Source organism: Gordonia sp. VNK21, from assembly GCF_046098115.1.
GTDB lineage: Bacteria > Actinomycetota > Actinomycetes > Mycobacteriales > Mycobacteriaceae > Gordonia.
Map to the genome: position 1 here is coordinate 36,407 of NZ_JBJURU010000011.1, position 15,143 is coordinate 51,549.

Here is a 15,143-nt window from a genome sequence, read left to right on the forward strand (position 1 = left end):
TGGGCGGGGCCATCGCCCTGAGTTACACCCTCGACCACCAGGACCAGGTCGACGGCCTGGTGCTGTCCGGTCCGGCGCTGGTGCCCGGTGAGGACATGCCGCCGCTGCTGGTGGCGGCCGCGCCGATCGTCGGCCGGCTGCTGCCGCGGATACCGTCGGCCGACCTCTCGGCGGCCGCACTGAGCCGCGACCCGGAGGTGGTGGCCGCCTACGAGGCCGACCCGCTGGTCTGGCACGGCAAGATCCCCGCCGGACTGGGCGGGGCCCTGGTCGCGGAGATGAACACCTTCCCCGATCGGCTGCCGTCCCTGCGGATTCCGGTGCTCGCCCTGCACGGCGGCGACGACGCGCTGGCCAATCCCGCCGGATCCCGGTCCGTCGACGAGCTCGCCGGCGGCGACGACGTGACGGTCCGGATCTACCCGGGGCTCTACCACGAGATCTTCAACGAACCCGAGGGCGATCAGATCGTCGGCGAGGTGGTGGACTGGCTGCAGGCACACACCCGCTGACCAGTCCACCCGCCGGGCGCTAGAACCAGTCCGGCGAGGCGTCCAGGGTGGTGCGGTCGAGGGCGCCGACCAGATCCAGCTGCGGATCCACCTTCGGCAGTTCGAAGGTGAAGAAGTAGCGGGCCGCGGCGCGCTTGCCGTCGGCGAAGTCGCTCTGCGTATCACCCACGGCCAGCAGCTGTTCGAGCCAGATCCAGGACAGCACGATGTGACCGGCGGCCTCGAGGTAGACGGTCGCATTCGCCAGGGCCAGAGCCGGATCGCCGGGCGCCCACACGGCGGCGGTCACCTCGGTGAGCCGGGTGAGCCGGGCTTCGAGTGCCTGCCCGTACTCGGCGGCGTTGCCGCCGGCCTGCTTTGCTCGGGCGACCGTGGCGCCGACGGTCTCGGCGAACACGGCCATTCCGGCACCGGAGTCCATGATCATCTTGCGCCCCAGCAGATCCAGGCCGTGGATGCCGTGGGCGCCCTCGTGAATCGGGTTGAGCCGGTTGTCCCGGTAGAACTGCTCGACGTCGAACTCCTTGGTGTACCCGTAGCCGCCGTGCACCTGGATGGCCAGGCTGTTGGCCTCCAGACACCACTGGCTGGGCCAGCTCTTGACGATCGGGGTGAGCACCTCGAGGAGGGTGTGCGCGCGGGTGCGGTCGGCCTCCTCCGGGGCGGTCAGCTCCTCGTCGAGCAGCCGGGCCGCATACAGGCCCAGGGCCAGGGCGCCTTCGACGTACGACTTCTGCGCCAGCAGCATCCGCTTGACGTCGGCGTGCTCGATGATCGGCACGGGGGAGGAGTTCGGGTCTTTGGCGTCGACCGGACGTCCCTGGGTGCGGACCTTGGCGTACTCGACGGACTGCAGGTAGCCGGCGTAGCCGAGGGCGGTGGCCAGGAAGCCGACGCCGATCCGGGCCTCGTTCATCATGTTGAACATGTACTTGAGGCCGTGGTGCTCCTGGCCCACCAGGAAGCCGACGGCGCCGGAGTGCTCGCCGACGCCGAAGCTGCCGTCGCCGAAGTTGAGCAGGGTGTTGGTGGTGCCGCGGTTGCCCATCTTGTGGTTCAGACCCACCAGCGCGACGTCGTTGCGCGTGCCGTCGGGCAGCACCTTGGGGACGATGAACAGCGAGATGCCCTTGACGCCCGGGCCGCCGCCCGGTGCCTTGGCGAGGACCAGATGCACGATGTTCTCGGCGATCTCGTGGTCGCCGGCCGAGATCCACATCTTGGTGCCGGTGATCCGGTAGCTGCCCGGGTAGGCCGGATCGTCGATCGGCTCGGCCTTGGTGGTGATGTCGGCCAGCGAGGATCCGGCCTGCGGCTCGGACAGGCACATGGTGCCGGTGAAGCGGCCCGCCAGGATCGGCTTGACCCAGGTCTCGATCTGCTCGGGTGTGCCGTAGGTGGCCAGCAGGTTGGCGTTGCCGGTGGAGAGGAAGGAGTACGACGAGGTGGCCGCGTTGGCGGCCTGGAAGTGCACCATGGCGGCGCGTGCCAGGGTGTGCGGCAGCTGCATGCCGCCGAGCTCCTCGTCGAAGGAGGCGGCCACCAGGCCGGCATCGCCGAAGGCACGCACCGCCTCGCCGATCTCGTCGATCAGCACCACGGTGCCGTCGGGACCCACGGTGGGCTCGTTCTGGTCCGACTTCTTGTTGTGCGGGGCGTAGAGCTTGGCGGCCATGTCGGCGCTCAGGTCCAGCAGCCCGTCGAAGGTCTCCCGCGAATGCTCGGTGTAGCGCTCGCGCTCGGTCAGCGAGGTCACGTCCAGCCAGTCGTACAGAAGAAAATCGATGTCTTGCCTGGACATGAATGCGCTCATAGCTGATCCTTCGCTGGACGACGTTCCTGCCGTCGATTGTCGCAGAAGGGCGCAGTCAGATGCCCATGCGCCTGACCAGGGCGCCCACGCTGCGCGGCGAGACCGCGGAGATACCTCGCAGCAGTACCGCGTAGCGCGGATACAGCTCGGCCGGGCGGGTCAGGATCGCGCGCAGGATCCAGCCCGCGGCGTCCTCGGAGGTGAGGGCCGGTGCGTCGTCGTAGTCGGCGGTGGGCGCGATCATCGGGGTGCGGACCAGCGGGAAGCCTAGGTTGGTCACGGTCACCCCGGTCCCGGCCAGCTCGGCGTCGAGGCTGCGCCCGAAGGCGGCCAGCGCCGATTTGGAGGCGTGGTAGGCGGCGAAGCGGGGCATGGCGCCGGCCGTCACGCCCCAGGTGACCACGTTGACGATCTGGCCCTCGCCGCGTTCGACCATCGCCGGCAGCAGGGCGGTGGTCAGCCGCACGGCGCCGAAGTAGTTGATCGTCATCGTGCGCTCGTAGTCGTGGAAGCGGTCGACGGTGTCGAGGACGTTGCGCCGGATGGACCGGCCGGCGTTGTTCACCAGCACGTCCGGCACCCCGAAGGTGCCGAGCACCTCGCCGACGAGCGCATCCACCCCGTCGGCATCGGTCAAGTCGGCGCTGATCGGGTGCGCCGTGCCTCCGGCGGCGGTGATCGAGTCGCAGATGGCCTGGAGGCGCTCGTAATCCCTTGCCACGACAATGATCTCGGCGCCGTGGCCGGCCAGCAGTGTGGCCGCGGTCTCGCCGATGCCCGACGAGGCTCCGGTGATCAGGACCAGCCGACCGGTCAGATCGGCCGGCTCCCGGCCGGTCAGGCGCCGCACGTCCGCCAGGCTCAGCGGTGGGCTGAGAACCGCTCGGGCGACGGTGCGGCGCAGATCCATCACTTGTACTTCTTGATGATCTTCGTAGCTTCGTCGGCGTCGACGTTCTTGGCCACTAGCTTGCCGTTCTTCACTTTGCGAATGGAGTACAGCTCGGCCTTCTTCGCATGAGCGACGTGCAGACCGACCTTCTTCGCCTTCTTGTTGAGTTCCTCCAGCACGAGTGGATCGTAACTGGTCAAAGTGAACAGGCCGCACGGGTTCGTGTTACACGGGCATTTCGTACCGTTTTCGCACGTCAAAGGTACCTTTATGTGCTGCAGATCTCTGTTCCGGCGGGAGTGTCACCGCGGGAGGCTCACAATGGCAGCCCCTGCTCGAAGAGGTCGATGGCAGTGAGCATATCGGCCATCAGCTCGGCGGTGGGCTCCTCGGCGCACTCCACCAGGCGGGACATCGCCCCGGACACGGCGCCGACGAAGACCTTCAGCCGGAGGCTGTCGACCTCCACACCGGTGTACTCGGCCAGGAACTCGGTCAGCTGCGAGAAGCGCTGCTCGGCGGCCAGCTGGTTGGCGGCCCGCAGCACGGGCTCATCGCGCAGCAGCCGGGCACGGCGCGGTTCGGAGACCCACTCGTCGACGCGGCCCAGCTCGAAGAGATGACTGATCAGGGTGCGCACCAGATCGAAGCGGTTCAGTCCGGGTGGTACCCGCGCGATCGAGTCGATGAAATGCGGTTCGAGATCGTCGGAGACGATCACCTGCTCCTTGGTCTGGAAGTACCGGAAGAAGGTGGTGTGCGAGACGCCTGCGGCCTCGGCGATCTGGGCGACGGTGGTCGCCTCGTAGCCGTTGGCGTCGATCAGATCCAGCGCCGCGAGGCGGATCGCGGCGCGGGTGCGGGCCTTCTGACGTTCCCGAAGGCCCGGCTGCGGCCCCGGATGACCGGGAGCCGCAGCCGAGGGTGTTTCGATCATGATACGTCAGCTCACCGTGAGGCTGCCGGGGTCGCGAGTTCGACGCTCTCCTCCTCGGCCACCTGGACACCGCGGTTGCGCACCTTGGAGCCCTCGATGTCGAAGTTGACGACGGCCTTGTCGAGCCAGCGCGGCAGACCCCAGGCCTTCTCGCCGAGCAGCGAGATCACCGCGGGCACCACCATCATGCGGATGATGAAGGCGTCGAAGAAGACCGCGATCGCCAGGGCGAAGCCGAGCATCTTGTTGGTGGTCTCCGGGGCCAGCATGAACGCGGCGAAGACGCTGATCATGATCAGTGCCGCGGAGGTGACCACCCGCGATCCGTGCTGGTAGCCGGCGATGATCGCGTCCTTCGGCGACATCCCGTGCAGGAACTCCTCGCGCATTCGGGTCACCAGGAAGACCTGATAATCCATCGCCAGGCCGAAGACCACACCGACCAGGAAGATCGGCAGGAAGCTCAGCAGCGGCTGCGGATGATCGATCAGTCCGCCCCAGCCGTCGGTGAAGATCAGCGTGGTGATGCCGAACGTGGCGAGCACCGAGAAGACAAAGCCGAGCGTGCCGATCAGCGGCACCCAGATCGACCGGAACACACCGATCATGATCAGGAAGGCCAGGCCCACCACCACGGCGATGTACGGGATCAGCGCCTTGTCGAGCTTGGCCGACAGATCCGACATGATCGCGGTCTGACCGCCCACGTGCAGGACGGCGTTCTCGGACTCGAGCGTCGGCGACAGGTCGCGGATCGCCTCCATCAGATCGTGCGTCTGCGTCGACGACGGGGAGGTGGTCGGGGTGACGATCACCATGGCCGCGGTGGCGCCGGCGTTCGGATTCTTCGGATCCTGGGTGCCGTTGCCGATCCAGGTGACGGTCTCCGGCTTGTAGACGTCGGGCAGTTCCTTGATCTCGCTGACCGCCTTGTCGGCGGCCGGCGCCACGTCCTGGCCGTCGTCGGTCTTGACGATGGTGAACAGCTGACCGGTCACACCCTCGCCGAAGCCCTCCTTGAGCATCTCCTGCGCCGGGATCTCGTCGCGCGAGGTCATGTCCAGGCCCAGCGTCATACCCTTGATCGGGATGGCGGCGGCCACCAGGATCGCCAGGCCGGCGACGATGAACGGGATCGGCTTGCGCACGACGGTGCGGCCGAACTTCACACCCAGGCTGTCCGAGGTGGTGGACTCTTCGGCGTGCTTGATCCACGGGATCTTCGGCTTGAAGGCGAAGCGGCCGGTGGCCCCGAGCAGCGCCGGGATCAGCGTGAGCGCACCGAGGACGGCCACCAGCACGGCCATGGCCGCACCCAGACCCATCTGGGTGATGAGCGGAATGCCGATCACCATCAGGGCGACGACGGCGATGATCACCGTCAGGCCGGCGAAGACGACCGCGGTGCCGGCTGTGCCGACGGCGCGGCCCGCGGCATCGGCGGGATCACCCCCACGGTTGGCCTCCGTGCGGTAGCGGGAGACGATGAACAGCGCGTAGTCGATGGACACGGCGATCCCGAGCATCATCACGATGCCGGTGGCCGACTCGTTGACGCTCCAGATCTCGGCCGAGAGCGTGACCAGCATGATCGTCAGCAGCACGCCGACGATGCCGGTGACCAGCGGGATGAAGGCGGCGATCAGTGCACCGAAGGCGACGATCATCACCACGAAGGCGACCGCGAAGCCGATCATCTCGGCGGTGCCGCCGGCCTCCATCGCCTGCATGACACCGCTGGTGGCCTCGACCTGCAGGCCGTCACCCCGGTTCTCGTCGAGCACGTCGACGAACTTGTCCTTGTCGTCGGTGGTCACGTCCATGATCTTGATGTTCTGCGGGACGTTGATCATGCCGACCTGACCGTTGGCCGACAGCACCGAGTCGGCGGCCTGCGGGTTGGCCTCGGCCGCCTTCAGCGGGCTGACGATCGCCTCTTTGTCGGCGTCGGGCAGGCCCTGCAGGTCGGTGACCAGCTTGTCGATCTGCGCGCTGTGCTGGGCGAGGCCGTTATCGGCCTTGATCAGCACCATGGTCGTCGAATGCTCTTGCTGGTCGTTGATGGCCGGGAACTCGGAGGCCATCAGGTCGATGGCGATACCGCCGTCCGTGCCGGGCAGATCGAAGTCCTTGGCGAACTTGGGGCTCAGCGACGAGACGGCGCCGATGGCGATGGCGAGGACGGCGACCCAGGCGCCGATCACCCACCACTTGTGCCGGAAGGAGAACTTTCCCACCCGGAAGAGGAATGAAGACATGCGCGGCCTTTCGGATCGCGAAAATGTGTTGGTCGCTAACGAGTGTTACCGACTAACACATTCACAGCAAGTCGGCAGAAAGTGAGTTCACCCGCCCGATGTTTCAGGGTATGGCGGCCGACACGGTTGCGGCTACAAGTTTTTTGCCGCCGACAGGAAGGCGCGGATGGCGTCGTGATCCTTGACTCCCGGAGCCGACTCGACGCCGCTGGACACGTCGACGCCCCAGGGACGGGCCTGCGCGACGGCGTCGGCGACGGTGTCCGGGGTCAGGCCCCCGGCCAGGATCCAGCGGCCGGTCAGGCCGTTATCGCGGACCGACGTCAGGTCCCAGCGCTCCCCGGAGCCGGGCCGCGGGGCGTCGAGGAGCAGGGCCTCCTCGCCGTAGTCGCCCACCCGGGCCGTCGGCGCGTGCGTGAGCGAGGTGGCGCGCCACAGACGCGGGAAGAGCGCCGCGGCCGCCGAGAACTCGAGCTGGCTGTACGGGCCGTGCAGCTGGAGGACGTCGACGCCGATCCGGCCTGCCAGCCGGGCGGCGTCGGCGCCGGTCATGTCGTTGACCACCAGCACGGTCTCGGCGCGGTGCGCCACCGCGCCGACGATGCTGCGGGCCCGGTCTTCGTCGATCGCGCGGGGGCTGGTGGCATTGATGACCATGCCGATGGCGTCCGCGCCTGCCTCGACGGCCACCTCGGCGGCGTCGACGTCCTTCAATCCGCAGATCTTGACGTACATGCGCACGAGTCTAGGCGCCGGCGACGACCGGTCAGGCCTCGGCGGCTGCCGGTGCCGGCTGGGGCGGGGCCACCAGCGCGGCGGCGATCGCGGTGGTGAACGGCACCGACAGGGCCAGGGCGATGCCGCCGACGAAAGCGCGGGCCAGCTCGATGGCCACCTGCTCGCCGGTGAGCAGGGTGCCGAAGGGCTGGCCGGCCACCGAGAACAGCAGCAGCAGCGGCAGGGCGCCGCCGGCGTAGGCGAAGACCAGCGTGTACACGGTGCTGGCGATGTGGTCGCGGCCCACCCGCATCGAGGCGCGGAAGGCGCCGATCCGGCTCTGGCCCGGGACGGCGGCCAGCTCGAAGGTGGCCGAGGCCTGGGTGATCGTCACGTCGTTGAGGACGCCGAGGGTGCCGATGACGAAGCCGGCCAGCAGCAGCCCGTCGAGCGGGATCGAGCCGCGATACACCGCCAAGCTGGCAGTGGTCTCAGCGGACAGACCGGTCAGGTGCAGGCTGGCGATGGCGGCCTTGCTGAGCAACGCGGCCATCAGCAGGGAGGTGAGGGTGCCCAGCAGTGCCGAACTGGTCCGCAGCGAGAACCCGTGCGCGAGGTACAGCACCACGAACAGGATCACCGCCGAGGAGACGATGGCCACGGCCGCCACATCGTTCCCGTCGAGGATCGACGGCAGGGTGAAGTAGCCGAGGACGGCGAAGGCGACGGCCAGACCGATGATCGCGCGCAGCCCGCGCCAGGTGGCCACCCCGATGATCGCCAGCACGAAGGCCACCGCCCACCAGATCAGCGCCGACGAACGCTGATAGTCGAAGAAGGCGTACTGGCGGGCGCCGTCCGGTCCGGCGAAGTGGCTCAGCCGCAGGTCGTCGCCGAGCTTGAGCTGGGGGCGGTCGGCGTGGCGCTGGCCGGACGCGGCGTCGGCGGGACTGAGCAGCACCGTGTACCCGCCGGCGTCCGGGCCGTCGGAGAGTTTCACGACGGAGGCGACGCAGTCGCCGCCGATGTCGGGGATCTGCGGATAGTCGACGCCGACCGACCCGGAGGCGGTCTGCGAGCAGTCCACCCGGGATTGGGCGATCACGCTGCCGTCGGCGGTCGCGATGGGGCCGCCGTCGGCGGACTGGAACTGCATGGGGATCGGCCGGTCGCCGTGGCTGGGCCAGAGCACGACCACCGCGACCGCCGAGGCCACCGCCGCGATCAGCAGCAGCCCGAGCACCACCGGTTTGGCGTAGCGCGCCAGATTCTGCACCGGGCCGGAGGCGTGACCGTGACTGTGGCCGTGCCTGGTGTGCGCGTGCCCGGCCGTCGCCGGCTCGGCGGCGGGCGCCGGTTCGCGCTGCTCGGCCGGATCGGGAAGGCGATGGCTCACGCCGCTCAGGGTAGCCCCGGTGCGGCCGGAGGCCGGCAGGGATGTGATTGTGCCCCCAGTCGGACTCGAACCGACACTGCGCGGATTTTAAGTCCGCTGCCTCTGCCAATTGGGCTATGGGGGCGCGGGATCAAGGATGCCATGCGCCGTCGGGTCAGGCCGACAGGCTGCCCGCCGGCAGTCGCAGCCGGGATGCGTGCCTTTTGAGCAGGGTGACCAGTGACGGCTCGGAGACCGGGATCCGGCCGGTGCGCCCGATCATGGTCAGCGCGCCGGTGACCCGGCATTGTGCGTCTGTGACCGGCACGGCCAGTGCGCTGCGTCCGGCGCGCGACTCGTCGATCTCCACCGCGACCCCGTTCTCCCGGACCGCAGCCAGCTGCCGGTGCAGGGCCGGCGGTTCGACGATGGTGGCGGCGGTCAGCGCGGGCAGGGCGCGGGCGGCCGCCGGATCGGCTTCGGGCCGTGGGCGATTGGCGAGCATGATCTTCCCGACGGCGGAGGCGTGCGGATGGCTGCACATCGCGTCGGCGCCGGGCAGTTCGTGATCGGGATCGAGGTCGACCAGCCGGACCCGGTCGTCGACGAAGGAGGCCAGCACCACACCGAAGCGCACACTGCCGCGGATGTCGGCGAGCACCGTCGAATTGTGGGACTCGGCCGGGCCGGACTGCGGGCCGGCGAGCTGCTGGATGCGGGCGCCGAGCGCGAATCCGGACAGGTCGGCGATGCGGACCAGATAGCCGTCGGCCACCAGCAGGTTGAGCAGCTTGTAGGCGGTGGCGCGGGGGATTCCGCTGTGCTGGGCGATCTCGCGGGCACTGGCACCCGGCCCGATCGCGGCAACCGCCTCGAGCAGCAGCAGCCCGCGCTGCATCGCCCGGGGTTCGTGGCCGCTCGGCTCACCGTAGGCCATCGCCGGCGCCTTCCACGCTGCCGCCGGGATCATCGGACCGGCCGGCCACCAGGACCAGGGCGCCGGAGGCGTCCGGACCGTAGGCGGCGGCGCCGGGCAGCACATCACCGGAGTCGGCGCGGTCGAAGACGCCCATGCCGTCGAGCCCGCGCGAGCAGTATCGGCGCAACAGCCACGGCCATGCGGCCACTCCGGCGAGCAGCAGCGCGAGCGCGACCGGTGCCGCCGCATCGTGGCGCCCGACGCTCAGCACCAGCTGCGCGACCAGCGCGCAGAGCAGCCCCGCCGCGGTGAGCGTCCCGCACACCACCAGTGCCGGGGTGAGCTCGCCGATGCGGCGCAGGAACCAGACGGCCGCCACCGCGATCAGCGCATAGCCGGTGATCAGGCCGACCCGGCTGGCCGCCTGCACCGGCGCGAGCAGCACGGTGTCGGCGCCGGACAGCAGAACCGCGGTGGCGGTGGCCGCGAGCGCCATCGCCGCGCCGACCCCGGCCACCGGGGTGCGGAACCGGCCGCTGACCGTGGCCAGGGTGCGCGGCAGCACCCGGTCCAGGCCCATGGTGAACAGCAGCCGCGAGGCGGCATTGGTCGACGCCATCGACGAGGCCAGCCAGGAGCAGGCCAGCGCGAGCTGCACCAGGGCCACCAGCAGCCCCGAGGTGTGCGCCGAGGTGCCGTGCAGATAGATGTCGACGAGGATGTCCGCGCGCCCGGTCAGCGCCGCCCAGCCGGCCACCAGGAACAGCACACCGCACAGGATCGGCGTCCACAGCACCGCGCGGGTCACGGTCACGTACGGCCGGCGCGCCTCGGATCCGAGGAAGGTGGCGCTCTCGAAACCGGCGAGCGCGAAGACCACCGTCAGCCAGAACGCCATCGACCCCGACCCGGGCGTCACCGGAACCTGCTGCCCGGCATCGGAGACCGCCATGAGCGTGACGATGAAGACCAGCGAGACGGTCTCGATCGCCAGGATGACGATCGCGGTGAGCCGCACGCCACGCACCAGCGAGACGCCCATCGCAGCCAGAATCGTCAGGAAGACCAGGGTTTTCACGGTGGAAGCGTCGGCGTCGAGGCCGCACGCGCTCAGCAGTGCGGTCACCGCGAGCGTGCCGTGATAGAGGGTCAGCGTGCTGCTCGCGATGTATTTGAGGGCGATCGCGGCGCCGCCGAGTAGCGCCGGCCGCCGGCCCAGCCCCTGGAAGACGAAGCTGTACAGACCGCCGGGGGAGACCATCCGGCGGGTGAACTGCGACAGGCACACCGCGGTGGCCACCATCAGCGCCAGCACACCGCCCAGCAGCAGCACCCCGCTCACCGCATCGTTGTGGGTGAGCAGCATCGTCGGGACGATCACCATCGATGCCGCCGGCGCGGTGGTGGCCACCGACTGCGCGATCACCTCGGCACCGGAGAGCCGGCGCCGGCCCAGCACCCGCATGGGGGAGTCGTCGCCCACCGGGCCGTCCGGGTCGTGTGATCGGCGGATCGCCTCCATCAGTGCGGACATACGCGCAGAACCTAGTCACCGCATGTTGCGGCGATGTTGCTGACCGGTGTCACCGGTGTAGTGCCGGGTGAGACACCACCGGCCGTGATTCTCACTCGGTACGTCGCCGAACGTTGCGCCGTCGACAACGTTCGGCAATTCCGCAGCGGCACAGTCATTTCCAGCAACAGCATTTCCAGCAACAGCCGATCGCGGCGTGAACGCGACGACCACACGGAGGCGAAATGGCAGTCACTCGGAGATCCTTCATCAGAGGAATCGGCATGGCCGGCGGGGCCGGTCTGGCCTACGGTGCGATGTCGTCGATCGGCATGGCCCCGGCGGCGGGCGCCCCGTCGGCGACCACCAGCGGCTACCGGCCGCCCTCGGCCGGCGACCTGATCGGCGACGTCTCCGGCGATCACTCGGTGGTGATCCTCGGCGGCGGCCCGGCCGGCCTGTGCGCCGCCTACGAGATGCGCAAGGCGGGCTACAAGGTGACCGTCCTCGAGGCACGGCAGCGGCCCGGCGGCCGGGTCTGGTCGGTGCGCAACGGCACCACCGAGACCGACCTGAACGGCGAGACCCAGACCTGCACCTTCTCGGAGGGGCACTTCTACAACCTCGGCGCCACCCGTATCCCGCAGACGCACATCACCCTGGACTACTGCCGGGAACTGGGCGTGGAGATCCAGCAGTTCGGCAACCAGAATGCGACGACGCTGGTCAACTACACCGGCGACCAGCCGCTGGCCCACCAATCCGTCACCTACCGGGCCGCCAAAGCCGACACCTACGGGTACATCTCCGAGCTGCTCACCAAGGCCACCAACCGCGGCGCGCTCGACGACGTGCTCAGCCGCGACGACAAGGAGGCGCTGACCGAATTCCTCGCCGACTTCGGCGACCTGTCCTCGGACGGCCGCTACCTGGGGACCTCGCGGCGCGGCTACATCACCGAGCCGGGCGCCGGCCTCGACTTCGGCGGCGACACCCGTCCGTACCGGATGAGCGATGTGATCCAGGGCGGACTCGGCCGCAACTTCTCCTTCGAGTTCGGCTACGACCAGGCCATGCTGATGTTCACCCCGGTCGGCGGCATGGACCGCATCTACTACGCCTTCCAGGACAAGATCGGCACCGACCACATCCACTACGGCGCCGAGGTGGCGTCGCTGAAGAACACCGGCGACGGTGTGGACGTCACCTACGTCCAGAACGGGCGGAGAAAGAAGGTCAGCGCCGACTACTGCATCTGCACGGTGCCGCCCCACCTGGTCGGCCGGCTCGAGAACAACCTGCCCGCCGACGTGCTCACCGCGCTCAAGGCGGCGCGTCCGTCGTCGTCGGGCAAGCTCGGCATCGAGTACTCCCGCCGGTGGTGGGAGGAGGACGAGCGCATCTACGGCGGTGCCTCGAACACCAATCGCGACATCTCCCAGATCATGTTCCCGTACGACCACTTCGGTTCCGACCGCGGCGTGGTGGTCGCCTACTACAGCTCGGGTAAGAGCCAGCAGGCCTTCGAGTCGCTCCGGCACCGGCAGCGGCTGGCCAAGGCCCTCGACGAGGGGGCGGCGATCCACGGCTCGAAGTACAAGCAGAACATCTCGTCGTCGTTCTCCGGCAGCTGGAAGCGCACCAAGTACTCCGAATCGGCCTGGGCCAACTGGGTGGGCGCCTCCGGTCACGGCGGTGAGGCGACGCCCGAGTACCGCAAGCTCCTCGAACCGGTCGACCGCATCTACTTCGCCGGGGATCACCTGTCCAATGCGATCGCCTGGCAGCACGGGGCGTTCACCTCGGCGCGATCGGTGGTCACCTCCATCCACGAGCGGATCGCCGCCGGCTGACCGACGGCGCGGCCGCAACCGCGGCCGCGCCACCACCGCAACCCTCCACCACTCCGGCGCTGCGCCGGTTCACGAAAGGTACGGCCCATGAACACCTATTCAAAGAGGCGGATGGCGCTCATCGCCGCCGCGACCAGCGGCGTGCTGCTGCTCGGCGCCTGCTCGTCCGACGACGACGGCGAGAGCCAGAACAAGGCCGACTTCACCTCGAAATCGATCATCGAGGCCGGCGCGGAGAACCCGATGATCGCCGAAGGCGTGATCATCGGCCCCGACGCCTACTTCTACAAGTCGTCCGGGCTGGGCCCGGCCGCGCTGAACGAGGGCGCCCCGGAGGCGAGCGTGGACGCCTACGTAGACACCTCGATGTTCGAGGACGGCGCGCTCACCGGCGGGGTGACCATCACCGAGGCGCAGGGCCTCAACGCACTCGCCCAGATCAAGGACAACCTCGAAGCGCAGGGACTGACCCTGCAGGACGTGGTGTCCATGCGGGTCTTCCTGGTCCGGGCGCCCGGTGCGGCCGCCGTCGACTACGCCGGCTGGAACCGCGCCTACCGGCAGTACTTCGCCAACACGAACCTCAAGTCCGAGGACACCGAACTGGTGCCGCTGGGCACTGGCGAGCCGGCGGCCCCGCTCGAACGGAACCCGGCGCGACCGAGCCGGTACGCCATCGAGGTGGGCAGCCTCCCGGTCCCGGGCTGGCTCGTCGAACTCGAGGTGGACGCGGTGTACCCGGCCGGCGACGAACCGAAGGAGTGAGTCGTGGGAGCCCTGAGCCCGGCCCACTGGGCCGTCATCGCGATCGTCTTGTTCGTGCTCTTCGGGGCGCGCCGGCTGCCGGACATGGCCCGCGGCGTCGGACAGTCGCTGCGGATCCTGCGCAGTGAGGTCCGCGAACTCGAAGCCGAGGCCGCCGCCGATCAGCCCCGGCCCGACCCGTCCGGAGTGCCCGACCCGCAGCGGGCCGGCTGAGAAGCCTCCTTGGCCGATCGCCCGCGACGATGCGACGATGCCCTGGTGAACGAACGCATGCAGGTCGAGATCTGGACCGACATCAACTGCCCGTTCTGCTACCTGGGGTGGAACAGCTTCCGTACGGCGCTCGAGGCCTTCGAGCATCGCGACCGGATCGAGCTCGTACACCGCTCCTTCGAGCTCGATCCGGCGCAGCCGCGCGGAGTGTCCCAGTCGGTGATCGCCCATCTGGCCGAGCAGTACGAGCTCGACCTCGAGCAGGCCGCCGAAGGCGAGCGCACGCTGGCGGCCAAGGCGCTCACCGACGGCCTCGAATACGTCGTGGCCGACCGGGACTTCGGCAACACCTTCGACATGCACCGGATGGTGCACTTCGCGGCCGAATCGGGTCGGGCGAGCGAGATGCTCGACGCCTTCTTCGCCGCGAACTTCGCCGACTCCCGGCCGCTGTTCGGCGACCCGGAGCGGATCGTCGAGGTGGCCGTCGGCGCCGGTTTCGACGAGACCGCCGTCCGCGAGGTCCTCGCCGACGAGGACCGGTACGCGATCGACGTCCGCGACGACGAGGAGCTCGCGGTGAACTTCTCGATCCCCGGGGTGCCGTTCGTGGCCCTCGACCGGCACTTCGTGATCAACGGCTACGAGCCGCCGGAGACCGTCGGCGAGGCCCTGCAACTGGCCTGGGACCGCTACTCGGGCGCCACGTCGGTGTAGTCGGCGAAACCCGACTGCTCGTGCGGCCCGATGGCCGCGAACTCGAACAGGCCGTCGCCGCTGTGCACGGCGCCGTCGGCGTCGGTGAGGGTGAACCGGGCGATGTGGTCGGTGACGCAGAACAGCTTCAGCATGGAATCGAGGTCGGACACCTTGTGCCGCAACGACTCCACCTTCAGCTCGCCCTGCCACATGCCGTGCCGCCAGTCCTGCTCCAGGCCGTAGCCGGTGCCGATCCCCAGATAGTTCGCCAGCACCGGCTCGCAGGCCACGGTGGTCGTCGCCCCCGACGGCTTGACGAAGCGCAGCTCGGCCGACGACGCCTCGCGGGTGCCGGGCAGAAAGCTCACCCGGTGCTCGACCCGGCCCAGCCATTCCGGTGCCCGGCCGGGGTCGTCCCACACCCGCCGTGCGTCGCCCATGATGCGTTCGCCCTCGCGGGTCTCCTGCACCACCACGACCACGGCGAAGCCGGCGAAGCGCATCACCGAGTAGATCCAGAAGAAGGTGGTGGCGTCCGGTTCGGCGGCCCGGCGGCCCGGCGGCTCGGCCTCGCCGACCGGCCGCACACCCCACGACCGGTCGCGCTTGCCGCGCCAGTGCTGCGGGTCGACGTCGAAATCGGCGCCGTCGACGGTCAGCGACCCCGACCAGCGTCC

Annotated in this window: 14 protein-coding genes, 1 tRNA gene and 1 pseudogene; 5 read left to right on the forward strand and 11 right to left on the reverse strand. The window is 69.3% G+C overall.

Annotated elements, in window-relative coordinates; all coding sequences use genetic code 11:
• On the forward strand, nucleotides 1-512 hold a 512-nt coding region (locus ACJMNC_RS13100), incomplete at its 5' end, for a serine aminopeptidase domain-containing protein (protein ID WP_408948398.1).
• Nucleotides 513-531: 19 nt separating this feature from the next.
• On the opposite strand, the gene ACJMNC_RS13105 is transcribed toward ACJMNC_RS13100, so the two are convergent.
• The 10 genes from ACJMNC_RS13105 to ACJMNC_RS13150 form a co-directional block, all read right to left on the reverse strand.
• Complete coding sequence (locus ACJMNC_RS13105; RefSeq protein ID WP_408948399.1) at nucleotides 532-2,325, reverse strand: acyl-CoA dehydrogenase; 1,794 nt, start codon at nucleotides 2,323-2,325, stop codon at nucleotides 532-534.
• Between the two features lie 55 nt (nucleotides 2,326-2,380).
• Nucleotides 2,381-3,235 carry an SDR family oxidoreductase gene (locus ACJMNC_RS13110; RefSeq protein ID WP_408948400.1) on the reverse strand — a complete coding sequence of 285 codons (855 nt, stop codon included), beginning with the start codon at nucleotides 3,233-3,235 and terminating at the stop codon, nucleotides 2,381-2,383.
• Nucleotides 3,235-3,396, reverse strand: coding sequence for a hypothetical protein (locus ACJMNC_RS13115; protein WP_408948401.1), 162 nt, complete (start codon nucleotides 3,394-3,396; stop codon nucleotides 3,235-3,237). Before ACJMNC_RS13115 ends, ACJMNC_RS13110 begins: the two co-directional genes overlap by 1 nt.
• 137 nt (nucleotides 3,397-3,533) lie before the next feature.
• Entirely contained in the window at nucleotides 3,534-4,154 is a 621-nt protein-coding gene (locus ACJMNC_RS13120) for a TetR family transcriptional regulator (protein WP_408948402.1), read from the reverse strand.
• 11 nt (nucleotides 4,155-4,165) lie between these two features.
• On the reverse strand, nucleotides 4,166-6,412 hold the full coding sequence (locus ACJMNC_RS13125) for an MMPL family transporter (protein ID WP_408948403.1): 2,247 nt from the start codon (nucleotides 6,410-6,412) through the stop codon (nucleotides 4,166-4,168).
• A gap of 132 nt (nucleotides 6,413-6,544) precedes the next feature.
• Nucleotides 6,545-7,147, reverse strand: coding sequence for a phosphoribosylanthranilate isomerase (locus ACJMNC_RS13130; protein WP_408948404.1), 603 nt, complete (start codon nucleotides 7,145-7,147; stop codon nucleotides 6,545-6,547).
• Between the two features lie 31 nt (nucleotides 7,148-7,178).
• A complete protein-coding gene (locus ACJMNC_RS13135) occupies nucleotides 7,179-8,525 on the reverse strand; it encodes a YibE/F family protein (protein ID WP_408948405.1) in 1,347 nt (448 codons plus the stop codon).
• A 50-nt stretch (nucleotides 8,526-8,575) separates the two neighbouring features.
• Nucleotides 8,576-8,649 (reverse strand) — tRNA-Leu (locus tag ACJMNC_RS13140).
• Nucleotides 8,650-8,679: 30 nt separating this feature from the next.
• The gene (locus tag ACJMNC_RS13145; RefSeq protein WP_408948406.1) at nucleotides 8,680-9,441 is read right to left on the reverse strand and encodes an IclR family transcriptional regulator; all 762 of its coding nucleotides are present in this window, start codon (nucleotides 9,439-9,441) and stop codon (nucleotides 8,680-8,682) included.
• Nucleotides 9,428-10,957, reverse strand: a complete 1,530-nt coding sequence (locus tag ACJMNC_RS13150) for an APC family permease (protein WP_408948407.1) — start codon at nucleotides 10,955-10,957, stop codon at nucleotides 9,428-9,430. The genes ACJMNC_RS13145 and ACJMNC_RS13150 overlap by 14 nt, the downstream gene beginning before the upstream one ends.
• 224 nt (nucleotides 10,958-11,181) lie before the next feature.
• On the opposite strand from ACJMNC_RS13150, the gene ACJMNC_RS13155 reads away from it, so the two are divergent.
• The 4 genes from ACJMNC_RS13155 to ACJMNC_RS13170 all read left to right on the forward strand — a co-directional run bounded on the left by ACJMNC_RS13155 (nucleotide 11,182) and on the right by ACJMNC_RS13170 (nucleotide 14,484).
• Complete coding sequence (locus tag ACJMNC_RS13155) at nucleotides 11,182-12,789, forward strand: flavin monoamine oxidase family protein (RefSeq protein WP_408948408.1); 1,608 nt, start codon at nucleotides 11,182-11,184, stop codon at nucleotides 12,787-12,789.
• An 87-nt stretch (nucleotides 12,790-12,876) separates the two neighbouring features.
• A complete protein-coding gene (locus ACJMNC_RS13160) occupies nucleotides 12,877-13,554 on the forward strand; it encodes a Rid family hydrolase (RefSeq protein ID WP_408948409.1) in 678 nt (225 codons plus the stop codon).
• 3 nt (nucleotides 13,555-13,557) lie between these two features.
• Nucleotides 13,558-13,767: a Sec-independent protein translocase subunit TatA gene (tatA, locus tag ACJMNC_RS13165; RefSeq protein WP_408948410.1), complete on the forward strand. Its 210-nt coding sequence runs from the start codon at nucleotides 13,558-13,560 to the stop codon at nucleotides 13,765-13,767.
• Between the two features lie 45 nt (nucleotides 13,768-13,812).
• On the forward strand, nucleotides 13,813-14,484 hold the full coding sequence (locus tag ACJMNC_RS13170; protein ID WP_408948411.1) for a DsbA family oxidoreductase: 672 nt from the start codon (nucleotides 13,813-13,815) through the stop codon (nucleotides 14,482-14,484).
• On the opposite strand, the pseudogene ACJMNC_RS13175 reads toward ACJMNC_RS13170, so the two are convergent.
• Nucleotides 14,460-15,143 (reverse strand): annotated as a pseudogene (locus ACJMNC_RS13175) (hypothetical protein); the annotation flags it as partial. The gene ACJMNC_RS13170 and the pseudogene ACJMNC_RS13175 overlap by 25 nt on opposite strands.